22 protein-coding genes are annotated in these 23,009 nt (G+C 64.6%); 8 read left to right on the top strand and 14 right to left on the bottom strand.

What is annotated here, in order from left to right:
- The first annotated feature begins 26 nt into the window (after window positions 1–26).
- Both LDZ26_RS11335 and LDZ26_RS11330 read left to right on the top strand, forming a co-directional pair.
- Window positions 27–1,856 carry an aminopeptidase P family protein gene (locus tag LDZ26_RS11335; RefSeq protein WP_244847316.1) on the top strand — a complete coding sequence of 610 codons (1,830 nt, stop codon included), beginning with the start codon at window positions 27–29 and terminating at the stop codon, window positions 1,854–1,856.
- 23 nt (window positions 1,857–1,879) lie between these two features.
- Window positions 1,880–2,503, top strand: coding sequence for an HAD family hydrolase (locus tag LDZ26_RS11330; RefSeq protein WP_244847315.1), 624 nt, complete (start codon window positions 1,880–1,882; stop codon window positions 2,501–2,503).
- Between the two features lie 30 nt (window positions 2,504–2,533).
- Here LDZ26_RS11330 and LDZ26_RS11325 read toward each other — a convergent pair whose 3' ends face one another.
- The 4 genes from LDZ26_RS11325 to ychF all read right to left on the bottom strand — a co-directional run bounded on the left by LDZ26_RS11325 (window position 2,534) and on the right by ychF (window position 7,107).
- Window positions 2,534–3,658, bottom strand: coding sequence for a DUF748 domain-containing protein (locus tag LDZ26_RS11325; protein ID WP_244849166.1), 1,125 nt, complete (start codon window positions 3,656–3,658; stop codon window positions 2,534–2,536).
- 136 nt (window positions 3,659–3,794) lie between these two features.
- Entirely contained in the window at window positions 3,795–5,462 is a 1,668-nt protein-coding gene (gene ettA / locus LDZ26_RS11320; protein ID WP_244847314.1) for an energy-dependent translational throttle protein EttA, read from the bottom strand.
- A 128-nt stretch (window positions 5,463–5,590) separates the two neighbouring features.
- On the bottom strand, window positions 5,591–5,890 hold the full coding sequence (locus LDZ26_RS11315) for a DUF3761 domain-containing protein (protein WP_244847313.1): 300 nt from the start codon (window positions 5,888–5,890) through the stop codon (window positions 5,591–5,593).
- A 122-nt stretch (window positions 5,891–6,012) separates the two neighbouring features.
- Window positions 6,013–7,107, bottom strand: coding sequence for a redox-regulated ATPase YchF (gene ychF / locus LDZ26_RS11310; RefSeq protein ID WP_175946619.1), 1,095 nt, complete (start codon window positions 7,105–7,107; stop codon window positions 6,013–6,015).
- Window positions 7,108–7,318: 211 nt separating this feature from the next.
- Between ychF and LDZ26_RS11305 the strand changes: the two genes are divergently transcribed.
- From LDZ26_RS11305 to LDZ26_RS11290, 4 genes are all read left to right on the top strand, one after another.
- Window positions 7,319–8,491 (top strand): UbiH/UbiF family hydroxylase, encoded by a 1,173-nt coding sequence (locus LDZ26_RS11305; RefSeq protein WP_244847312.1) that lies wholly within the window; start codon window positions 7,319–7,321, stop codon window positions 8,489–8,491.
- 79 nt (window positions 8,492–8,570) lie between these two features.
- The gene (locus tag LDZ26_RS11300) at window positions 8,571–9,302 is read left to right on the top strand and encodes a DsbC family protein (RefSeq protein ID WP_244847311.1); all 732 of its coding nucleotides are present in this window, start codon (window positions 8,571–8,573) and stop codon (window positions 9,300–9,302) included.
- A 118-nt stretch (window positions 9,303–9,420) separates the two neighbouring features.
- Window positions 9,421–11,232 (top strand): M61 family metallopeptidase, encoded by a 1,812-nt coding sequence (locus LDZ26_RS11295; protein WP_244849165.1) that lies wholly within the window; start codon window positions 9,421–9,423, stop codon window positions 11,230–11,232.
- A 146-nt stretch (window positions 11,233–11,378) separates the two neighbouring features.
- Entirely contained in the window at window positions 11,379–11,975 is a 597-nt protein-coding gene (locus LDZ26_RS11290; protein WP_244847310.1) for an FMN-dependent NADH-azoreductase, read from the top strand.
- A 76-nt stretch (window positions 11,976–12,051) separates the two neighbouring features.
- Here the strand turns inward: LDZ26_RS11290 and LDZ26_RS11285 are convergent, their stop codons facing one another.
- The 8 genes from LDZ26_RS11285 to rpe form a co-directional block, all read right to left on the bottom strand.
- Entirely contained in the window at window positions 12,052–12,816 is a 765-nt protein-coding gene (locus LDZ26_RS11285) for a uracil-DNA glycosylase (RefSeq protein ID WP_370650615.1), read from the bottom strand.
- Entirely contained in the window at window positions 12,813–13,466 is a 654-nt protein-coding gene (locus LDZ26_RS11280; protein ID WP_244847309.1) for a CYTH domain-containing protein, read from the bottom strand. Before LDZ26_RS11280 ends, LDZ26_RS11285 begins: the two co-directional genes overlap by 4 nt.
- A gap of 12 nt (window positions 13,467–13,478) precedes the next feature.
- Window positions 13,479–14,264, bottom strand: coding sequence for an indole-3-glycerol phosphate synthase TrpC (gene trpC, locus LDZ26_RS11275; protein ID WP_244847308.1), 786 nt, complete (start codon window positions 14,262–14,264; stop codon window positions 13,479–13,481).
- 11 nt (window positions 14,265–14,275) lie between these two features.
- Window positions 14,276–15,307: an anthranilate phosphoribosyltransferase gene (gene trpD / locus LDZ26_RS11270; protein WP_244847307.1), complete on the bottom strand. Its 1,032-nt coding sequence runs from the start codon at window positions 15,305–15,307 to the stop codon at window positions 14,276–14,278.
- A 4-nt stretch (window positions 15,308–15,311) separates the two neighbouring features.
- Window positions 15,312–15,896, bottom strand: coding sequence for an aminodeoxychorismate/anthranilate synthase component II (locus tag LDZ26_RS11265; RefSeq protein WP_244847306.1), 585 nt, complete (start codon window positions 15,894–15,896; stop codon window positions 15,312–15,314).
- Between the two features lie 12 nt (window positions 15,897–15,908).
- Window positions 15,909–17,405 carry an anthranilate synthase component I gene (trpE, locus tag LDZ26_RS11260; RefSeq protein WP_244847305.1) on the bottom strand — a complete coding sequence of 499 codons (1,497 nt, stop codon included), beginning with the start codon at window positions 17,403–17,405 and terminating at the stop codon, window positions 15,909–15,911.
- 408 nt (window positions 17,406–17,813) lie between these two features.
- On the bottom strand, window positions 17,814–18,554 hold the full coding sequence (gene gph / locus LDZ26_RS11255; RefSeq protein WP_175946639.1) for a phosphoglycolate phosphatase: 741 nt from the start codon (window positions 18,552–18,554) through the stop codon (window positions 17,814–17,816).
- A complete protein-coding gene (rpe, locus tag LDZ26_RS11250) occupies window positions 18,551–19,240 on the bottom strand; it encodes a ribulose-phosphate 3-epimerase (RefSeq protein WP_206467084.1) in 690 nt (229 codons plus the stop codon). Before rpe ends, gph begins: the two co-directional genes overlap by 4 nt.
- Window positions 19,241–19,503: 263 nt before the next feature.
- Here rpe and apaG point away from each other — a divergent pair, with 263 nt between their 5' ends.
- Complete coding sequence (gene apaG / locus LDZ26_RS11245) at window positions 19,504–19,878, top strand: Co2+/Mg2+ efflux protein ApaG (RefSeq protein WP_244847304.1); 375 nt, start codon at window positions 19,504–19,506, stop codon at window positions 19,876–19,878.
- Between the two features lie 96 nt (window positions 19,879–19,974).
- Window positions 19,975–21,216 carry a murein transglycosylase A gene (locus LDZ26_RS11240; protein ID WP_244847303.1) on the top strand — a complete coding sequence of 414 codons (1,242 nt, stop codon included), beginning with the start codon at window positions 19,975–19,977 and terminating at the stop codon, window positions 21,214–21,216.
- Between the two features lie 12 nt (window positions 21,217–21,228).
- Here LDZ26_RS11240 and paaK read toward each other — a convergent pair whose 3' ends face one another.
- Both paaK and paaI read right to left on the bottom strand, forming a co-directional pair.
- Entirely contained in the window at window positions 21,229–22,533 is a 1,305-nt protein-coding gene (gene paaK, locus LDZ26_RS11235; RefSeq protein ID WP_244847302.1) for a phenylacetate--CoA ligase PaaK, read from the bottom strand.
- Between the two features lie 45 nt (window positions 22,534–22,578).
- Window positions 22,579–22,965 carry a hydroxyphenylacetyl-CoA thioesterase PaaI gene (gene paaI / locus LDZ26_RS11230; protein ID WP_244849163.1) on the bottom strand — a complete coding sequence of 129 codons (387 nt, stop codon included), beginning with the start codon at window positions 22,963–22,965 and terminating at the stop codon, window positions 22,579–22,581.
- Window positions 22,966–23,009 lie beyond the last annotated feature (44 nt).

Raw genomic sequence — 23,009 nt, 5'->3', positions numbered from 1 at the left:
TATTCGCCACTTTCGGCAGGTGATTCATGAACGACCGCATCGCACATTCCGCTGTTCCCGATCCCTCGACATTCGCCGCGCGCGTGAACACGCTGCGCAGCAGGATGGCAGCGGAGCGCATCGACGCCGTTCTCGTTCCGTCCGCCGATCCGCACCTTTCCGAATATTTGCCCGAGCGTTGGCAGGGCCGCCAATGGCTGTCGGGCTTCACAGGCTCGGTGGGAACGCTCGTCGTGACGAAAGACTTCGCGGGCGTATGGGTCGATAGCCGCTACTGGACGCAGGCGGAAGCGCAACTGGCCGGCACCGGCATCGCGCTGATGAAGATGATGGGCGGGCAGCAGACCGCGCCGCACGTCGAATGGCTCGCGGAGAACGTGCCGTCGGGCGGCGTCGTCGCGGTGGATGGCGCGGTGCTCGGCGTGGCGGCGGCGCGCGCGCTGGCCGACGCGGTGACGGCGCGCGGCATCGCGCTGCGCACGGACGTGGACGTGCTCGAATCCGTCTGGCCCGAGCGTCCCGGCCTGCCGGATGCGCCCGTCTACGAACACGCCGCGCCGCACGCGAGCGTCGGCCGCGCCGAGAAACTGGCGCACGTCCGCGAAGCCATGCGGGCGAAGGGCGCGCAGTGGCATTTCGTCTCGACGCTCGACGACCTCGCGTGGCTCTTCAATCTGCGCGGCGCGGATGTCAGCTACAACCCGGTGTTCGTCGCGCACGCGCTCGTCGGTCTGGACGACGCCACGCTCTTCGTCGCCGACGGCAAGATTCCCGACGCGCTGAAAGCGACGCTCGCCCGCGACAACGTGCGCGTCGCCCCGTACGCGGACGCAATGCAGGCGCTCGCTTCGCTGCCGGCCGGATCGACGCTGCTCGTCGATCCGCGCCGCATCACGCACGGCTTGCTGGAGAAGGTGCCGTCGGCGGTGAAGATCGTCGAGGCGGTGAACCCGTCGACGTTCGCGAAGTCGCGCAAGACGGCGGCGGAGGCCGAGCATATCCGCGCGACCATGGAGCAGGACGGCGCGGCGCTCGCCGAATTCTTCGCGTGGTTCGAAGACGCGCTGGGCCGCGAGCGCATTACGGAACTGACCATCGACGAGAAGCTTACGGCGGCGCGCGCACGGCGGCCGGGCTTCGTCACACTGAGCTTCGGCACGATCGCGGGCTTCAACGCGAACGGCGCGATGCCGCACTACCGCGCGACGGAGGCGTCGCATTCGGTGATCGAAGGCAACGGACTGCTGCTGATCGATTCCGGCGGTCAGTATGTAAGCGGCACGACGGACATTACGCGCGTCGTGCCCGTGGGCGAGATCACGCCCGAGCACAAGCGCGATTTCACGACGGTGCTCAAAGGCACGATTGCGCTTTCGCGCGCGCGCTTTCCGCGCGGCATTCGCTCGCCGATGCTCGATTCCATCGCCCGCGCGCCGATCTGGGAAGCGGGCGCGGACTACGGCCACGGCACGGGCCACGGCGTCGGATACTTCCTGAACGTGCACGAGGGTCCGCAGGTCATCTCGCACTACGCGCCCGCCGAGCCGTGGACGGCCATGGAAGAGGGCATGATCACGTCGATCGAGCCGGGCATCTATCGGCCGGGCAAGTGGGGCATCCGCATCGAAAATCTGGTGCTGAACCAGAGCGCGGGGAAAACCGAATTCGGCGATTTCCTCTCGTTCGAAACCCTGACGCTGTGCCCGATCGACACGCGCTGCATCGACTTGTCGCTCTTGCGTGAAGACGAGCGCGCGTGGCTCAACGCGTATCACGAGACGGTGCGCCGGCGCGTGTCGCCGCATGTCGAGGGCGCGGCGAAGGCGTGGCTGGAGAAGCGGACGCAGGCGGTTTGAGACGAAAACAGGAGCAGCGCGAGATGACCATCAAAGCAGTCGTGTTCGATTTCGGCGGCGTGCTGATCGACTGGAACCGGGAATATCTGTACAAGCAGTTGATTCCGGACGAAGCCGAGCGCCGCTGGTTCCTGGACAACGTCTGCAAGATGGACTGGGTCGTGCAGCAGGACGGCGGGCAAAGCGTGGAAGAGGGCACGGCGGAACTGGTCGCGCTGTACCCGGAACACGAGCCGCTGATCCGCGCGTTCTATGCGCGCTGGCACGAAATGGTGGCGGGCGTGCTGGAAGAAGGCGTGGCGCTCGTCGACCGGCTCGATGCCGCCGGCATTCCGCTTTTCGGGCTGACGAACTGGTCGGCGGAGACGTTCCCGTACGCGTGGGAACGCTTCGACGTGCTGCGGCGCTTCAAGGAAATCGTGGTGTCGGGGCGAGTCGGACTGGTGAAGCCGAATCCGCAGATCTTCACGCTGATGCGCGCGGAAATCGAAAAGCATCTGCCCGGCATTAAGCCGCACGAACTCGTTTTCATCGACGACAACGCGGCCAACGCGCAAGCCGCGACGGATCTCGGCTGGCACGGCGTGCATCACACCGGCGCGCAGGAAACGGAAGCGAAGCTGCGCGCGCTGGGCGTTCCCGTCTGAGCCACGCTGAGCGGATCAAACGGCGGCGCGCTATTGCCCCAGCAGGTTCTTCAGCGCGTTGCCGATTCCCTTCACCGTTTCGCCCGCGCCTTTCGCCACGCCTTCCGCGCTCACACCGAGCGCCTTTGCGAAGCCGGCCGCAAGCTTCTTCGACAGACTCTCCGAGAGCGAGAACTTCGGATCGCGCAAGTCGCCTTCGAGCACGAAGTCCAGCTTGATTTCCTCCTTGCGGTCTTTCAGCGCGGCAATCGCGGCTTTTGTCGGAATGGACAGAAAAGTGTCGAGCGGACTGTCGCCGTCGCTGATCTGCAAGTGGTTCAGCGTGAGCGTTCCCGGCGCGTGGATGCGGTAATCGCGGACGTTCGCGTCGATGGTCATGTCGATGGTCCCGCCCGTCACCGCGGCCTTCGCGCCGGCTTTCTTCAGCAGGTACGGATCGAGCGTCGAAATATCGACGCTGCGCAGCATCGCGTGCGTTTGCGAATCCTTGTTCGCGATGACCATCCAGCCGCCCCACGAAACCGCGCCCGTGTGCGACGGACCTTTGATGGAACCGTTCATCGACAGCGCGGTGCGGTCGGTCAGCGCGGGCAGATGCAAATGGTCGATGGTCGCGCGCGCGTCGCTGATCAGCACGCGATACGGCGGCTGCCGCACGGAAGCATCGAAGAACTCCATCGCGCCGCGCTCGAACGACACGCGGTCGATCAGCTTCTCTTCCTCCGCGCGTTGGGCGGCTTTGTCGCCGGGCTTCGCGTCGGCTTCGCGCGCCGTGTCCTTGAGACCGGGCAGCACGCGTATGCGGCCATCGGCGGAACGGGCGATCGAAAGGTAATAGTTGTCGACGCTGACATCGCGCAAGTGAACGCGGTTCGACAGCGCCGCGCGCATGTCCACGTCGAGCACGATGCGCTCGGCGCGCAACGCGTCGCTTGTCGGCCAGTCCTGCGGGCCGCGCAGCCGCACGCGCGAGAGCGTGATGTGTCCGAAGCCGACATCGATCTCGTCCACCGAGCCGTTCGGCCCGAGCGTCTCGCGGATGCGCTCCTTCATCTGATGCGCGACGAAGAACCAGCCGCCGACCGCCACGACGACCAGCGCCACGACGATTCCCACTGCCCACCGCGCTCCCCGCTGCGCGCGCCGTCCCGCCATCTGATGCGTCTCCATTTTTGGGCGTTATCGTGCCGCCAAAAACAAAAATGGCGACGGTCGCTAGACGGTCGCCATTTTCGGGGCCGATGTCGGTGCGCGCGCCCGCATTGGGCGCGCTTTGCCGCTCATCGCATAATTAGCGCGTGATCGGCTTGTAACGCAGACGCTTCGGCTTCGCGGCTTCTTCGCCCAGACGCTTGCGCTTGTCGGCCTCGTATTCCTGATAGTTGCCGTCGAAGAATTCGACGTGCGATTCGCCTTCGAACGCCAGAATGTGCGTCGCGATGCGATCGAGGAACCAGCGGTCGTGCGAGATGACCATCACCGAGCCGGCGAATTCGAGCAGCGCGTCTTCGAGCGCGCGCAGCGTTTCGACGTCGAGGTCGTTCGAAGGCTCGTCGAGCAGCAGCACGTTGCCGCCCGCAATCAGCGTCTTGGCGAGATGCAGCCGCCCGCGCTCGCCGCCCGACAAGTTGCCGACGAGCTTCTGCTGGTCGCTGCCCTTGAAGTTGAACCGGCCGATATACGCACGCGACGGCGTTTCGTACTTGCCGACCGTCAGCACGTCCGCCCCGCCGGAGATTTCCTCGAAGACGGTCTTGTCGGCGGCGAGCGCGTCGCGGCTCTGATCGACATAGGCCAGCTTGACGGTCGGCCCCATGATGATCTCGCCTGAATCCGGCTGCTCGCGGCCGGTCAGCATGCGAAAGAGCGTCGATTTACCCGCGCCGTTCGGCCCGATGATGCCGACGATCGCGCCCGCCGGAATCTTCATGCTCAGGTTGTCGATGAGCAGACGATCGCCGTACGCCTTGCTGACGTTCTTGAACTCGATGACTTCGTTGCCGAGCCGGTCGCCGACGGGAATGAAGATTTCCTGCGTCTCGTTGCGCTTCTGGTATTCCTGGCTGTTGAGTTCCTCGAACCGCGCGATACGCGCCTTAGACTTCGCCTGACGTCCCTTCGGGTTCTGGCGCACCCATTCCAGTTCTTTCTTGATGGCCTTCTGACGCGCGGATTCGCTCGCTTCTTCCTGCTTGAGGCGGTCTTCCTTCTGATCCAGCCAGCTCGAATAGTTGCCTTTCCACGGAATGCCGTGGCCGCGGTCGAGTTCGAGGATCCATTCGGCGGCGTTGTCGAGGAAGTAGCGATCGTGCGTGACGGCGACGACGGTGCCCGGATAGCGCGTGAGGAACTGTTCGAGCCATTCGACGGATTCCGCGTCGAGGTGGTTGGTGGGCTCGTCGAGCAGCAGCATGTCGGGCTTTTGCAGCAGGAGCTTGCACAGCGCGACGCGACGCTTTTCGCCGCCCGACAGATGTTCGATTTTCGCGTCCCACGCGGGCAGGCGCAACGCGTCGGCGGCGACTTCGAGCTGCTGCTCGGGGCTGCCGCCGTCGCTCGTCGCGAGAATGGCTTCGTACTTCGCCTGCTCGGCGGCGAGCTTGTCGAAGTCGGCGTCGGGCTCGGCGTACGCGGCGTAGATCTCGTCGAGCTTCTTCTGCGCCTGGAAGACATCGCCGAGACCTTCCTCGACGGCCTGACGCACGGTCTGCTGCGGATCGAGCTGCGGCTCCTGCGGCAGATAGCCGATGTTGAGATTGGGCATCGGCTGCGCTTCGCCTTCGATGTCCTTATCGACGCCCGCCATGATCCGGATGAGCGTGGACTTGCCCGAACCGTTCAGCCCGAGCAGACCGATCTTCGCGCCGGGAAAGAACGAGAGGGAGATGTCTTTCAGAATCTGACGCTTCGGCGGCACGATCTTGCCGACGCGGTTCATGGTGAAGACGTATTGGGCCATGTTGTGCGTGATGTGAGTGAGGGGATGAACGCGGCGCCGAAGTGGGCGCGCGAGCCGCTATTCGATGGAAGTCGGCGCGGGATGAGCACGCGCCGGGTTGCGTGTCATTGTACTTCGGGCGTGCGCCGCTACTCCCACCGCGCGACGCCCCCATGCCGCGAGCACGTCCCGCTGTGATGCTGGCTGAAGCTGTAGGTTCCGTCGCGGCATTGCGCGCTCGCGCCTTCGGGAACGGCGCCCGAGCGCGAGCGGGCGGGGGAGTGGATGACGTTGCCGTCGTGGTTGCGGTAGTGGCGGTGTGAGTCGAGGTCGGATTCGTCGGGTGGCTGCGGGCTGTAGCTGTAGTGGTTGTACGCGTGAGCCGGTGCGCATGCGAGCGCGATCATGCAACCGACGACGAACGCGCCGATTCGTGGCTGTCTCTTCATTTTTCTGGTCTCTCGTTGTTGTTCTCGACGGTCTTTGCCGCCGTCCGCGCATGAAAAAAGCGGAGTGCCATTTTTCAGGCACTCCGCTTTTCGAATCAAGCCGCTGTGACGACTTTTGACGCTTAGACGTTGAACAAGAAGTTCATCACATCCCCGTCCTGCACGACGTATTCCTTCCCTTCCGCCCGCATCTTCCCGGCTTCCTTCGCGCCTTGCTCGCCCTTGAACGCGACGTAGTCATCGAACGAAATGGTCTGCGCACGGATGAAGCCGCGCTCGAAGTCCGTGTGGATGGCGCCTGCCGCCTGCGGCGCGGTGTCGCCGATATGGATTGTCCACGCGCGGACTTCCTTCACGCCTGCCGTGAAATACGTCTGCAAGCCGAGCAGCTTGAAACCGGCGCGGATCACACGGTTCAGCCCCGGCTCGTCCATGCCCATGTCGGCGAGAAAATCCTGTTTGTCGGCGTCGTCGAGATCGGCGATCTCGGCTTCGATGGCCGCGCACACCGCGACTACCGGCGCGCCTTCCGCTTCCGCATGCTTACGCACGGCGTCGAGATACGGATTGTTCTCGAAGCCGTCTTCCTTCACGTTCGCGACGTACATCGTCGGCTTCGACGTGATGAGGCAGAACGGCTTGATGAGCGCCTGCTCCTCGTCGGTCAGCGAAAGCGCGCGCACCGGCTTCGCCTGATCGAGCTGCGCGCGCACTTTGTCCAGCACTGCGACGAGCTTCGCCGCTTCCTTGTCGTTGCCCGACTTCGCGGCCTTCGAATAGCGCGTCAGCGCCTTCTCGACCGTGGCGAGGTCGGCGAGCGCGAGTTCCGTGTCGATGACTTCGATGTCCGCCAGCGGATCGACCTTGCCCGCGACGTGAATCACGTTTTCGTCTTCGAAGCAGCGCACGACGTGCGTGATCGCGTCCGTTTCGCGGATGTTCGCGAGAAACTGGTTGCCGAGGCCTTCGCCCTTGCTCGCGCCCGCGACGAGACCCGCGATATCGACGAACTCGACGACCGCCGGCAGGATGCGCTCGGGCTTCACGATTTCGGCGAGCGCCTGAAGGCGCGCGTCCGGCACCTCGACTACGCCGACGTTCGGCTCGATGGTGCAGAACGGATAGTTCTCGGCGGCAATCCCCGCCTTGGTCAGTGCATTGAAAAGCGTGGACTTGCCGACGTTAGGCAAGCCGACGATGCCGCATTGGAGGCTCATGGAATCCTTCGAACTGGTGAGACGGCGCTTCGCCGCGCGGGGTTCGTCAAACGATGCGCGCCGGGCGGCGACAAGGGCGTCCGCCAGCGCAGCGGCCGCTCGGGCGGCCGGGCAAACCGGTATTGTACCGCCGGGCCGGGCCGGCGTTTCCGGGGCGTTTCAGTTAAGCGAGCGCCAAAACCCGCGCAACCCTCGCAGCTATAATGCCCGCATGACTTCGCATCCCCTGACCTTTCACGCGGTCGTCGTCGGTGGCGGGCTCGTCGGCAAGACCGCCGCGCTCGCGCTCGCCCAGTCCGGCCGGCGCGTCGCGCTGCTCGCGCCGCCCGCGGCCGGTTTGCCGCCGGGCGCCGTCTTCGATTCGCGCATCTACGCGCTGTCGTCCAGTTCGGAGACGCTGCTCGAACGGCTGCGCGTATGGCAGGCGCTCGATCGCTCGCGGCTCGGACCGGTGTTCGACATGCGCGTGTTCGGCGACACGCATGCGGAACTGCACTTCTCTGCGTTTCAGGCTTCGGTGCCGCAGCTCGCGTGGATCGTCGAATCGACGTTGATCGAACAGGCGCTCGACGCCGCCTTGCGCTTCCAGCCGAGCCTTTCATGGTTCGAGGCGCGCGCGCAGGGCATGACGATCGACGACGATGCCGCGCACGTCGTGCTGTCGAGCGGCGAAACGCTGCAGACGGATCTGATCGTCGGCGCGGACGGCGCGCATTCGTGGGTGCGCGCGCAGATGGGCGCGAAGATGCATCGCCGCGATTACCGGCAGACGGGCGTCGTCGCGAACTTCAAGGCCGAGCGGCCGCACGGCGAAACCGCATACCAATGGTTTCGCGATACCGAAATCATCGCGCTGTTGCCGCTTCCGGGCGATCACGTGTCGCTCGTCTGGTCGGCGCGCACGGAGCACGCGGACGAACTGCTCGCGCTCGAACCGGCGCAACTGGCGGCGCGAGTCGAAGCGGCCACGCAAAACACGCTCGGCGCGCTCGAATGCGTGACGCCCGCGCAGGGCTTTCCGCTCGGGCTGCAGACGGTGGACCGGCTGATCGCGCCGCGCGTGGCGCTCGTCGGCGATGCCGCGCATCTTATTCATCCGCTGTGCGGGCAGGGCATGAATCTCGGCCTGCGCGATGTCGCGACGCTCGCCGACGTCATCGCGAACAAGGAAGCCTTCCGCGATATCGGCGATCCAATTCTGCTGCGCCGCTACGAGCGCGCGCGCCGCGAAGACATCCAGAAGCTGACGATCGTGACGGACGGCATGCAGCGCCTGTTCTCCGCGCCGGGCACGTTCGCGCAGGCGATTCGCAATACCGGCATGGCGCTCGTCGGGGCCCAGCCGCTCGCCAAACGCTGGCTTGTCTCGGCGGCGCTCGGGTGACGCGTCAAGTTCAACGGTCCAACTCACAACACCAAGGCGGGCGCGGTCGTCACGCGTCGCCCCATTCTCGGGAAACGGCATGAAAACCACTCTTCGCCTTGCTCTCGCCACGGCAGCCACGCTCGCCGCGACGCTCGGCCTCGGCTGTTCGGCGCAGGCCGATCAAACCACCGACAAGCTCAAATCGACGCTCGAAACGCGCATGGGCGAAGCGACCATCAAGAGCATCGACAAGACGCCGATTCCGGGGCTCTACGAAGTGAACCTCGGCACGCAAATCGTCTATAGCGACGCGACCGGCAACTACGTGATGATCGGCGATCTCGTCGACACGCGCAGCAGAAAGAATCTGACCGAAGCGCGCCTGGCGGAAACCAACAAGATCGACTTCGCGAAGCTGCCGTTCGAGAACGCGGTGAAGGTCGTGAAAGGCAACGGCAGCCGCAAGATCGCGGTGTTTTCGGATCCGAACTGTCCGTATTGCAAGCAACTGGAATCGTCGCTGAAGTCCATCGACAACGTGACGGTGTACACGTTCCTGTATCCGGTGCTTTCGCCGGATTCGACCGAGAAGTCGAAGTCGATCTGGTGCTCGAAAGACCGCGCGATGAGTTGGGAAAGCTGGATGCTCGACCGCAAGCCGCCGACCACCGCCGGCACATGCGACACCGCCGCGATCGACAAGAACCTGAAGCTCGGCCACGCGATGAACGTCTCCGGCACGCCGACCGTGTTTCTCGCGGACGGCCGCCGTCTGCCGGGCGCGGTGTCCGCCGACCGGCTGGAAAAGGAAATCTCGGCCGCGCATTGAGCACGGCCCGATCTGGCAAGAGGAGGCGTGAGGGCGCCTCCTTTCGTTTTACGGCTGGCCGTTGCGCATCCGGCGCAATGAAGCAACGCCCAGAACAAGAACAAGGACGACTATGGCAATGACTCCGCTCACGCAACCGGTGCGCTACAGCATCGTTCCGAAGAACCCGGCGGCGCATCTGTTCGAAGTGACGCTGACGATTGCCGCGCCCGATCCGGCTGGACAGCGATTCCTGCTGCCCGTGTGGATTCCCGGCAGCTACATGATTCGCGAATTCGCCCGCAATATCGTGACGCTGCAGGCGTTCAACGCGGCCGGCCGGCGCGTCGCAATCGAAAAGACGGACAAGCACGCGTGGCAAGCCGCGCCGGTCGACGGCCCGATCACGCTGCGCTATGAAGTCTACGCGTGGGACATGTCCGTGCGCGCCGCGCATCTGGACGATACGGTCGGGTTCTTCAACGGCACCAGCGTCTTTGTCGCGGTGGAAGGGCAGTCGAGCGCGCCGTGCGTCGTGGATATTCAGCCGCCGCCCGGCGGCGCGCACCGCAACTGGCGCGTCGCGACGGCGCTCGCCGAATCGCGCGGAACGAAGCGCTACGGCTTCGGCAGCTACGAAGCGGCGAACTACGACGAACTAATCGACCATCCGGTCACGCTCGGCGAATTCGCGCTCGGCAACTTCACCGCGCACGGCGTGAAGCATGACATCGTGATCGCCGGGCGCGTCGTCGCGCTGGACATGCAACGGCTCGCGGCGGACCTGAAGCGCGTGTGCGAGGCTCAGATCGCGCTGTTCGAACCACGCACCAAGAAAGCGCCGATGGACCGCTACGTGTTCATGACCGTCGCCGTCAGCGATGGTTACGGCGGGCTGGAGCACCGGGCATCGACGGCGCTGATCTGCAACCGCACCGACCTTCCGGTGCAGGGCCGCCCCGAGATGACGGACGGCTATCGCACGTATCTTGGCTTGTGCAGCCACGAGTACTTCCATACGTGGAACGTGAAGCGCATCAAGCCGGCGGCGTTCGCGCCGTACGATTTGTCGCAGGAAAATTACACGTCGCTGCTTTGGCTTTTCGAGGGCTTCACGTCGTATTACGACGATCTAATGCTCGTGCGCAGCGGTCTCATCAGCGCGGGCGACTATTTCTCGCTGCTCGGCAAGACCATCGGCGGCGTGCTGCGCGGCAGCGGGCGGCTGAAGCAATCGGTCGCGCAGAGTTCGTTCGATGCATGGGTCAAGTACTATCGCGCCGACGAAAATGCGGCCAACGCCATCGTCAGCTATTACCAAAAGGGATCGCTGGTCGCGCTGGCGTTCGATCTGTCGATTCGCGCACAGACCGACAACCGCAAGTCGCTCGACGACGCGATGCGACTGCTCTGGCAGCGATACGGCCGCGACTTCTACAACGGCAAGCCGCGCGGCATCCGCGAGGAAGACGTCGAATCGCTGTTCGCCGAGGCGACCGGCGCGGACCTGCGCGCGCTCTTTCGCGACGGGGTGCGCGGCACGCGCGATCTGCCGCTCGATGCGCTGCTCGAGCCGTTCGGCATTGCGCTCGCGCCCGACATGCCGACGAACGGCACGGCCGGCAAGCCGTCGCTCGGGGCGCGGGTGCGCGGCGGCGCGGAATGCACGCTCGCGGTCGTCCATGACGGCGGCGCGGCGCAGAAGGCGGGACTGTCGGCAGGCGACGTGCTCGTGGCCATCGACGGCCTGCGCGTCACCGGGTCAAATCTGGACGCGCTGCTGTCGCGCTATCTGCCGGGCGCGAGAATCGAGGTGCATACGTTCCGCCGCGACGAACTGCGCCGCACCGAGGTCAGGCTCGACGCGCCCGAAGTGTCGCGCTATGTACTGACGGCGATGGACGGCCGCGGTCCGTCGAAGCAGTGGCGCGAGCGCTGGCTGAAAGGGTGATCTGAAGCGCGACCGTCGAAGGATTGTTCTACCGGTGCAACGATCCTTCGCGGCCGCGCCGCTTTTTCCCGAACGTCGAAAATTGAAGAATGCTTCCTAACGCGGGCGCGCTTGCCGTCCGCTCCCCACTCAGGAAGGAAGCCATCATGACGACGATTCTGCAAATCAATTCCGCCGCGCGTTCGCAAGGCGCTCAGTCGACGCTGCTCGCCGACGAACTCACCGCCAAGCTGCAACAAAGCAATCCGGGCGCAAAGGTCGTTGTGCGCAATCTGCTCGCCGACAACCTGCCGCACCTCGACGACGCCACGCTAGGCGCGTTCTTCACGCCCGCCGACAAGCGCACGCCCGAGCAGGCCGCCATCGACGCGAAGAGCATCGCTCTGATCGAAGAACTGCAAGCGGCGGATATCGTCGTGATCGCGGCGCCGCTGTACAACTTCGGCATCTCGTCGCAACTGAAGGCGTACTTCGACCAGATCGCGCGGGCCGGCATCACGTTCCGTTACACGGCGAACGGTCCGGAAGGCCTCGTGAAGGGCAAGAAGGTGTTCGTGGTGTCGGCGCGCGGCGGCAAGTATGTCGGCACGCCGCATGACTCGCAGACGCCGTATCTGAAGTCGTTCCTCGGCTTCCTCGGCATGACGGACGTGAACTTCATCTACGCGGAAGGCCTGAACATGGGCGCGGACGTGGCCGGCACGGCGCTGGCGCAAGCGCGCGAGGCGATCGCGGCGCTGTAAGCGACCTTTCGTGATGTCGATATAGTAGAGACCCGCTGCGTCGTTCGACGCAGCGGGTTTTTTCATGCAGGCGGCGTTAGTCGGGCAAGCGCCAGTCGATCGGCGCTCGTCCGTGTTCGACGAGATACGCATTCGCCCGCGCGAAATGCCCGCAGCCGAGGAATCCGCGATGCGCGGAAAGCGGCGACGGATGCGGCGCTTCCAGCACGCAATGCGCCTTGCCGGTGCCCTCGATCAACCCGCGCTTCGCCTGCGCGTGCGCGCCCCACAGCATGAACACGAGGCCGTCGTGCCGCAGCGCCATCTCGTGGATGAGCGTGTCGGTGCATTGCTCCCAGCCGCGCTTCGCGTGGCTGCCCGCCTTGTCGCGCTCGACGGTGAGCGACGTGTTCAGAAGCAGCACGCCTTGCTTCGCCCAGGCATCGAGACAACCATGCGACGGCGCCGCGAAGCCGAGACTCGCCTGAATTTCCTTGAAGATGTTGCGCAGCGACGGCGGCGGGCGCACCGGCGCGGGCACCGAAAACGCGAGGCCGTGCGCTTGCGGCGCGCCCTTGTCCTCGCCGTGATACGGGTCCTGGCCGAGAATGATCACTTTGACGTCGCCGGGGCGCGTCAGACGCAGCGCGCGAAAAACGTCGGCGGGATAGACGGTCTTGCCGGCGGCGCGCTCCGCATCCACGAACGCGCAGAGCGCCGCGTAGCGCGAGCTTTCGATGAACGGCATCAGATGCCGCCGCCAATCGGCGGGCAACGCGTCGAACTGGCTTTCGAGCGTGGCGAACGCGGGCGCGTCCATCGCGCTGTCCGGCTCCGCAAAGAGGGAAGACTGGCGATTCATGCTTCGGCGTCTTGAATACCGCTTTGCGGCTGCTCGCGCAGCCGGTAGCCGCGCTGCGCCTTGCTCAGATCTTCGGGAACGAGTTCCGGGAACGCGCCGCGCACTTCGGCGGAAAGCGTTTCCAGCGCATGTTCGTTACCCGACTTCAGCTCGAACTCCAGTTCACTGATTTCCGCGCGACGCGTTTCGCCGTCGACGTCCGCCGTTACTTCGCCGAGATCGAGCGCCACTTCGATCTGCGCGCCCTCATGCTCGACGTCCCACACGATGCGCCGGTAGTCCGTGCGAAACAGCGCGACCAGTTCCGGCGCGGCGGCTTTGAGCGCCTCGCGGGCGGCTTCGTCGTCGCAGGCGGCGAGCAGCGCGTCGATTTCGAGCGCCTCGCCTTTCACCGGCATTTCCCACTCGTGGCGGCTGTGCATGCCCGCGCGCGATTCGCCGAGCGTCTTGTAGGTTTGCAGCCATTCGTCCGGCGCGCGGCGCAGGCGCAGCGCGGCTTTGGCCTCGGCGAGCGCGAGCGTCGGCGTATCGAAGTACACGTTGCCCAGATCAAACGGCCTGCCCGCGCCGGCGCGTTCGTCGAAGAAACGCGCCACGTCGTCGTGTTGCGACGGCGGCAGCGCCAGCTTGATTTCGCGTTCGATTCCCACGATGCAATCCAATTAGAAGAACATGCGGGCGAGTTCCGCGCCCGGGTCGTCGGCGCGCATGAACGCCTCGCCGACGAGGAAGGTGTTCACGCGCATCGCGCGCAGCCGCTCGACGTCGAGACGCGACAGGATGCCCGATTCCGTCACCACGATACGGTCGTCCGGCATGGATTCGAGCATGCCGATGGTCGTGTCGATCGTCGTCTGGAACGTGCGCAGATTGCGATTGTTGATGCCGATGAGCGGCGTCTTGAGCGTGAGCGCGTCGCGCAGTTCGTCGGTGTCGTGGACTTCGACGAGGACCGCGAGACCGAGCGAATGCGCATACGCTTCCAGGTCCTGCATCTGCGAGAGTTCCAGTGCTGCTGCGATCAGCAAGATGCAGTCCGCGCCCATCGCGCGAGCTTCGATCACTTGATACGGATCGACGATGAAGTCCTTGCGCAGTACCGGCAGGCTGCACGCGGCGCGCGCCTCTTCCAGATACGCGACGCTGCCTTTGAAGAACTGCACGTCGGTGAGCACGGAGAGGCACGCGGCGCCGCCTTTCTCGTACGAACGCGCGATGTCGGCGGGTACGAAGTCCTCGCGTATCACGCCTTTCGACGGGCTCGCCTTCTTCACTTCGGCGATCACCGCGGCTTGGCCGGCGGCGTGCTTCGCGCGCAATGCGCCGACGAAATCGCGCAGGTCCCGCGCGCTCGCTTCGAGCTTCAGCTCTTCGAGCGGCGCGCTCTGTTCGGCGGCGCGAACTTCCTCGCGCTTGACCGCGATGATGCGATCGAGAATGTCGCTCATGATGGGTTCCGTTATTTCGTGAATTGCTGCGTGAAGCGTACCAAGGCCTCGACCTTCTCGCGCGCCGCGCCGCTCTCGATGGCTTCGCGCGCGGCGGTCATGCCGTCGGCGATCGATTCGCACCTGTCGGCGGCGTAGAGCGCCGCGCCCGCGTTCAGTATGACGATTTCGCGCGCGACGCCCGCCTTGTTGTTCAGCGCGCCCAGCAGCATGGCCTTCGACTCCTGCGCGTCCTGCACTTTGAGCGACCGGTTCGAGACCATCTGCAAGCCGAAATCTTCCGGATGAATCTCGTATTCGCGCACTTCGCCGTGCCTCAGTTCGCCGACTTTCGTCGCCGCGCCGAGCGAGACTTCGTCCATGCCGTCCTTGCCGTGCACGACGAGCACGTGTTTCGCGCCGAGCCGCTGCATCACGCGAACCTGAATGCCGACGAGGTCTTCGTGGAACACGCCCTGAAGCTGGTTCGGCGCGCTCGCCGGATTCGTGAGCGGCCCGAGAATATTGAAGATGGTTCGCACGCCGAGTTCGCGCCGCACGGCTGCGATGTTCTTCATGGCCGGATGATGATTCGGCGCGAACATGAAGCCCATGCCCGTTTCGGCGATGGAGGCGGCCACTTGCTCCGGCGTGAGGTCGATGTTGACGCCGAGTGCTTCGAGCACGTCCGCGCTGCCCGACTTGCTGGATACGCCGCGATTGCCGTGCTTGGCTACCTTCGCGCCGGCCGCGGCGGTGACGAACATCGACGCCGTGGAGATGTTGAACGTGTGCGAGCCGTCGCCGCCCGTGCCGACGATATCGACGAAATTCGAGTTGTCCGCCACGTCGACGTGATTGGCGAACTCGCGCATGACGGTCGCCGCCGCCGCGATCTCGCCGATGGTTTCCTTCTTCACGCGCAAGCCGGTGATGATCGCGGCGGCCATCACGGGCGACATCTCGGCGCGCATGATCTGGCGCATGAGATGCAGCATTTCGTCGTGAAAAATCTCGCGATGCTCGATGGTGCGTTGCAGGGCTTCTTGTGCAGTGATCGTCATGTTCTTAAGCCCGCTTGCCGGACGCCGTGTTCTTCACGAAGTTTTCGAGCAGCGCGTGGCCGTGCTCGGAAAGAATGGATTCCGGGTGGAACTGCACGCCTTCCACGGCGAGTTCCTTGTGGCGCACGCCCATGATTTCGCCGTCCGCCGTCCATGCCGACACTTCGAGACAGTCCGGCAACGACTCGCGCTCGATGGCGAGCGAGTGATAGCGCGTGACGTTGAAGTGCTTGGGCAGATCGGAGAAGACGCCCTTGCAGTCCGTTTCGATCTGGCTCACCTTGCCGTGCATGATGGTCTGCGCGCGCACGACGCGCCCGCCGAACGCCTCGCCGATCGCCTGATGGCCGAGACAGACGCCGAGAATCGGCAGCTTGCCGGCGAATTCGCGCAGCACGTCGAGCGTGATGCCCGCGTGCTGCGGATTGCTCGGGCCAGGCGAGAGACAGATGCGCTCGGGTTGCAGCTCCGCGATCTGGTCGAGGGTGATTTCGTCGTTGCGATACGTGCGCACGTCCTCGCCGAGCTCGCCGAAGTACTGGACCAGGTTATAGGTGAACGAATCGTAGTTGTCGATCATCAGCAGCATGGTCTTGTCTCCTCAGAAGTCGCTGTCGAGGCCGTCTTGCACTTGCTCGGCCGCGCGCAATACGGCGCGCGCCTTGTTCTCCGTCTCTTGCCATTCCGATTCGGGCACGCTGTCCGCGACGACGCCCGCCGCTGCCTGCACGTAGAGATTGCCTTTGTGAATGAGACCGGTCCGGATGGCAATCGCCAGATCCATTTCGCCGCTGAACGACAGATAGCCGACGGCGCCGCCGTACAGCCCGCGCTTGACGGGCTCCAGTTCGTCGATCAGTTCCATCGCGCGGACTTTCGGTGCGCCGGAAAGCGTGCCGGCGGGGAACGTCGCGCGAAGCACGTCGAAGTTGTTCATGCCGGGCTTGAGTCGGCCTTCCACCGAACTCACGATGTGCTGAACGTGCGAGTACTTCTCGATGATCATCTTGTCCGTCACCGCGACCGAGCCCGTCTCGGCGATACGGCCCACGTCGTTGCGCGCGAGGTCGATCAACATCACGTGTTCGGCGATTTCCTTCGGATCGTTCAGCAGTTCGGTGGCGAGTTCGGCGTCGCGCTCGGGCGTGTTGCCGCGCGGCCGCGTGCCGGCGAGCGGGCGAATGGTGACGATACGGTCCTCGGCGCGCTTTTCCTGACGCACCAGAATTTCGGGCGATGCGCCGACCACGTGAACGTCGCCGCCGAAGTTGTAGTAGTACATGTACGGCGACGGATTCAGCGACCGCAACGCGCGATACAGCGAAAGCGGATTGTCGCGGAACGGCTTGATCAGACGCTGGCCGACTTGCACCTGCATGAGTTCGCCCGCCGCGATGTACTCCTTCGCGCGACGAACGGCGTTGAGATAGTCCTCTTTCGCGAACTCGCGATACGTCTCCGTGCGCACGCTCGCCGATGTCACCGGCGGCTGGACCGTCGCGCGCAGACGACCGCGCAACTCGCGCAGACGATGCTTCGCCTTCGCATACGCTTCGGGCTTCGTCGGGTCTGCATAGACGATGAGGTAGAGCTTGCCCGCGAGATTGTCGATGACCGCGACTTCTTCAGTCAGCAGCAGCTGGATGTCGGGCAGGTTGAGGTCGTCGCGCGGCGCCGTATCGGCGAGCTTCTTTTCGATGTAGCGAACCGCGTCGTAACCGAAGTATCCTGCGAGACCGCCGCAGAAGCGCGGCAGGCCGGGGCGCATGGCCACTTTGAAGCGTTTCTGGAAGCGTTCGATGAACGCGAGCGGATCGCCTTCGTCGGTCTCGGTGACCGTGCCGTCCGTGACCACTTGCGACACGCCGTTCTGCACGCGCACCGTCGTGCGGGCCGGCAAGCCGATGAACGAGTAACGCCCGAACCGCTCGCCGCCGACAACCGATTCCAGCAGGAAGGAGTTCGCGCCATTGCGCTCGCTCTGGGCGAGCTTGAGGTAGAGCGAGAGCGGCGTTTCGAGGTCGGCGAGGGCTTCGGCGATCAGCGGAATGCGGTTGTAGCCTTCGTTCGCCAGCGATTGGAATTCGAGTTCGGTCATCTTGCTGTCCTTGAGCGACGCGTTCGTTTTGTCAGGGCGCGTCAAAGGGGATGCTTACGGCGCTGCGGGCGGCTCGTTTGCCGGATTGTCGGTCGATGCAGCTTGGCCGCGCGGCATCGAACTATTTCGATGTCACGTGGACGGCCTGCGCGTACGGCACATGCCGCGCGCAACGCTATACGGCGCATGCCGAAGCAAGGCTCGATGTACGAGATGTACGACCAATCAACGGAAACGGCGCGGGAATGCGCAGCGAAACAAAAAACGGTTGCTGAAGCGAGTGAAGCAGAACGCAACGTCACTTCAGCGTACCTCGGGCGAGGTTAGCGCGACCAGCGACGCCAGGGCCAGGCTCCCCGGTCGATGCTGCTCAGACTCCGTTTTCTGTTGAGAAACATGAGAGATGGACTATTCAGTCAGTGTGGTATTCGGCGGCGCGAGCGTGGCGGCGATTGCCGAAGCGGCCGCGCGCAGCGAGGAAACTATACCATCGGATTTCACCGATTGCACGGCTTTCCCATGGTTGTAACCGTAGGGCACCGTGAGCGTCGCCATGCCAGCGGCGCGGCCTGCGAGCGCGTCGTTTTCGGAATCGCCGACGGCCACCGTTTCGCGCGGCAACACGTCCAGCCGCTCGCATGCGGTGAGCATCGGCAGCGGGTCGGGTTTCTTCAACGGCACGGAATCGCCGCCGAGAATGACCTTGAAGTACTGCGCGATGCCGAAGTGCGACAGCAATTCCACCGCGAAGCGATGCGGCTTGTTCGTGACGCACGCGAGCGCAATGCCGAGTTCGCGCATGGCTTCGAGCCCTGCCTCGACTTCGGGGAAGAGCGTCGAATGCTTGCCGTTGATCTTCGCGTATTCGCTCTGATAGGTGGCGAGGGCGTCGTCGAACTGAGCGGTGGCCTGCGGATGCGGCAGGCGCGCGCCGAGCACGCTGCGGATCAGGTTTTCCGAACCCTTGCCGATGTAGCCGACGACTTCTTCCCGCGTGGCGGGCTGGTCGATGCCCACGCGCGTCAGCATGCCGTTGAGCGCGGCGACGAAGTCGTCGGCGGTGTCGACCATCGTGCCGTCCAGATCGATGATCGCGGCGCGGATAGGGCGGTTCGTGAATGCCGGCGGCGGCGCGATGACGTCGCTCATTGCTGCGCTCCCGATTTAGCCAGTTCGGCGCGCATGGCGTCGATGACCTGCTTGTAGTCGTGCTTGCCGAAGATGGCCGAGCCCGCGACGAACGTGTCCGCTCCGGCCGCCGCGATTTCCGCGATGTTGTCCACTTTCACGCCGCCGTCGATTTCCAGATGAATCTCGCGGCCCGTGCGCTCGCGGTAGGCGTCGATGCGCGCCCGCGCTTCGCGCAGCTTGTTGAGTGCTTCCGGAATGAACGACTGCCCGCCGAAGCCCGGATTCACCGACATGATCAGCACGAGATCGAGCCGGTCCATCACGTGATCGAGATAATTCAGCGGCGTTGCGGGATTGAAGACGAGACCCGCTTTGCAGCCGTGATCGCGAATGAGCGAAAGCGTGCGGTCGATGTGGTCCGAACCTTCCGGGTGAAAGCTGATCACGTTCGCGCCGGCCTTCGCGAAATCGGGCACGATGCGATCCACCGGCCGCACCATCAGATGCACGTCGATAGGCACTTCCGTGTGCGGGCGAATGGCCTCGCACACCATCGGGCCAATCGTGAGATTCGGCACGTAATGGTTGTCCATCACGTCGAAGTGAATCCAGTCGGCTCCCGCGGCGACGACGTTGCGGACTTCCTCGCCGAGCCGGGAGAAGTCGGCGGAAAGGATGCTGGGAGCGATGTGAAATTGCGCCATGGACGTATCCGGTTTGGGGCCGCAGGGACCAGGAGACTCGATTCGCGCGGCCAAGCGTGCAGCCGACGGTCTGAAGCGCAATTCTAACCCGCGTTGTCTTTGGCGTAAGTCGGCCGGACGGCCAGCTTGACGGCGCGGAAAACGCCCGCGAGGCCCCGTCCGTGTTGCGGGCGCGGGCTGCATCAAGCAGAATGCCTGACCAGTAGCGGCGCACCCGCGCGCTGTTTTTGCGCAGCGCAGCGATGAATTGACTTGGAACGACGATGAGCCAGTACGAATTCACCGTGTCCGTCGAGACGCGATATATGCCCGAGCAGTCCGACCCGGACAGCCGCCAATACGCCTTCGCCTACACGTTGACGATCCGCAATACGGGCCACGTGACGGCTCAGTTGATTTCGCGTCATTGGGTCATCACGGATAGCGACAACCAGGTGCAGGAAGTGAAGGGGCTGGGCGTGGTCGGCCAGCAGCCGTTGCTTGCGCCGGGCGAGCAGTTCGAATATACGAGCTGGGCTGTGATCGCGACGCCGGTGGGCACCATGCGCGGCGAGTATTTCTGCGTGGCGGACGACGGCGAACGCTTCGAAGCGCCTATCGCGGAATTCGCGCTGCACGTGCCGCGCACGCTGCACTGACTGGGCAAGCAGCGGGCAAGCGCAAGTTAGCGGCGTTTGGCCGAGTCGTTGGCGCGGTTCTGGTGCTTCTTTTTGCCCGAAGCCGTCCACGCGACGATGAAAATCAAGAGCCCGAGCGCCACGAGCGCCTCGAGCGCGAAGATGAGCATTGGATATTCGTCGAACAGATCAGACATGGCGGTTCCCATCAAGAACGAGCATTGTATGCGGTTAGCGCCACGCGCCGCGCGAGGAGCGGCCTGGGCCGCGTCGATTGCAACGGCCGTGCTGCTCGCCTCGTGCGGCGGCGGCAGTTACGTGAAGCCGGGGCCGAGCACAGCGGGCGGCACGCCCATCACCACGGGCCAGCGCGCATCGTCGCGACTGACCGCAGTGAGTTGGCAGCAGGTTCCCGGCTGGCAGGACGATAGCCTGATCGGCGCGACGGCAGCGCTGCGACAAAACTGCAGCCGGCTCGCACGCCAGCCTGGATGGCAGAAGGCCTGCGCGGCGGCGCAAAGCCTCGACGATCTGGACATGTCGGCGGCGCGCAGTTTCTTCGAGGCGTATTTCACGCCGTTCCAGCTCGCCAATACGGACGGCACCGTCGATGGTCTCGTGACCGGCTATTACGAGCCGTTGCTGCGCGGTTCGCGCACGCGCCATGGGGCGTATCAGTACGCGCTGTATCGCTGGCCGTATCGGTACAAGCCGGGCTCCGCGCTGCCGGCGCGCGCGCAGCTCGAACGCTCCGGCGTGCTGAACGGCAACGAGCTCGTGTGGGTCGACGACCCGATCGAAGCGTTCTTCCTGCAAGTGCAGGGGTCGGGGCGCATCGTGATGGAAGACGGCAGCGTCATGCGCGTGGGCTTCGGCGGGACGAACAACCAGCCGTACCGATCCATCGGCAAGGAGTTGCTCGATCGCGGCGAACTCACGCCCGCGCAGGCGACGATGCAGGGCATCAAGGCCTGGGCGAAGGCGAACCCGGCGCGCGTCGATGCGCTGCTCGACGTGAATCCGCGCTTCGTGTTCTTCCGCGAGATGCCCGCGAACGACGTGATGAGCGCGAGTCTCGGCGATGGTCCCGTCGGCGCGCTCGGCGTGCCGCTCACACCGGAACGTTCGATTGCCGTCGATCCGTCCGCCATTCCACTCGGCACGCCCGTGTTCCTGCAAACCACGCGGCCGCTCAGCAACCAGCCGATGAACCGCCTCGTCTTCGCGCAGGACACCGGCACGGCGATCAAGGGCGGCGTGCGCGCCGATTATTTCTGGGGCCTCGGCGACAACGCCGGCGACCTTGCCGGGCGTATGAAGCAGGGCGGCCGGATGTGGCTGCTGATGCCGAACTCCTGAACGCAGGGACGCTTACGCGCTTATCTTGCGCTTGTCGACTACACGCCGCGCCTTGCCGACCGACCGCTCTATGCCGTTGACCGCAAGGACGTTCACGACCGCGCTCACACCGATCAGCGCCTTGATGTCGTAGGCAAGCGCGGTCTTCGCGCTTTCCAGAGCGGCGACATCCTGTGCCGACTCGGGACACGGCTCGCAGTTGAGCGTCAGCACGTCGAGCGGGCCGTCCTTCGTCAGCACGATCTGATAGTGCGGCGCGAGCACCGGCCGCTTCAGCAGCAATTCCTCGATCTGCGTCGGGAACACGTTGACCCCGCGCACGATCATCATGTCGTCGGAGCGGCCGGTGATCTTCTCCATGCGGCGCATCGTGCGTGCGGTGCCGGGCAAAAGGCGCGTCAGATCGCGTGTGCGATAGCGGATGATCGGCAACGCTTCCTTCGTGAGCGACGTGAACACAAGCTCGCCGAATTCGCCATCGGGCAGGACTTCGCCCGTTTCCGGATCGATGATTTCCGGATAGAAGTGATCTTCCCAGATCATCGGGCCGTCCTTGGTCTCGGCGCACTCGGACGCGACGCCCGGTCCCATGACCTCCGACAATCCGTAGATGTCCACGGCATCGATACCCATGCGTTGCTCGATGGCATGGCGCATGTCGTTCGTCCACGGCTCCGCCCCGAAAATGCCGATTCGCAGTGAGGAGTTCGACGGATCGAAGCCTTGCCGCTCGAGCTCGTCCGCGATGGACAGCATGTAGCTGGGCGTGACCATGATGATGTCGGGCCGGAAGTCCTGAATGAGTTGCACCTGCTTCTCGGTTTGCCCGCCGCCGAACGGGATCACGGTCAGCCCCGCGCGTTCGGCGCCGTAGTGCGCGCCGAGCCCGCCGGTGAAGAGGCCGTAGCCATAGCTCACGTGCACCTTGTCGCCGCGCCGCGCGCCCGCTGCGCGAATCGAACGCGCGACGAGATCTGCCCACGTGTCGATATCTGCCGCGGTGTAGCCGACGACAGTCGGCTTGCCCGTGGTTCCCGACGACGCGTGAATGCGCGCGACACGCTCCTGCGGCACGGCGAACATGCCGAACGGATAGTTGTCGCGCAAGTCCTTCTTGGTCGTGAACGGAAACCGCGCGAGATCGGCGAGGGATCGCACTTCGTCGGGATGCACGCCCGCTTCGTCGAACTTGCGCCTGTAGACCGGCGAGTTCTCGTAGGCGTGCTTGAGCGTCCATTTCAGGCGTTGCAGTTGCAGCGCGACGAGTTCGTCGCGGCTCGCCGTTTCGATCGGATCGAGCGGCAATGCTGTGGTCATCGGTGTCTCCTTCATGCTCGCGGTCTCGGTGCGCTTCACGGCCCGTCAGACGGGAATCACGGTTCCCTTGATTTGTGCCGACTTGCCGCGAAACATCGCTACCGTTTCGCTTTCGCGGTTGGTCACGCGGATGTCGTAGATGCCGGCGCGTCCGCTCAATGTCTGTTCGACTGCCTCCGCAGTCAGCCGGTCGCCGCCCTGCACGGGCCGCAAAAACTCAATCGAGCAGCCCGCCGCGACCGTGCTCACGTTGTACGAATTGCACGCGAAAGCGAACGCGGAATCCGCAAGCGTGAAGATGAGACCGCCGTGGCAGATGGCGTGACCGTTGAGAAAGTCGGGACGGACGTTCATCTGCAGGCGGGCATAGCCCGGGCGCACTTCGATCAACTCGATGCCGAGCGTGCGCGAGCAAGCGTCCGCTTCGTACATGGCTTTGGCGGTGGCTTCCGCAAGCTGTTGAGGCGTCACAGGTC

This window comes from Caballeronia sp. SL2Y3, from assembly GCF_022879575.1.
Taxonomy (GTDB): Bacteria; Pseudomonadota; Gammaproteobacteria; order Burkholderiales; family Burkholderiaceae; genus Caballeronia.
The sequence above is the reverse complement of the archived record's forward strand: the minus strand, read 5'-3'. Positions and strand labels throughout refer to the sequence as shown.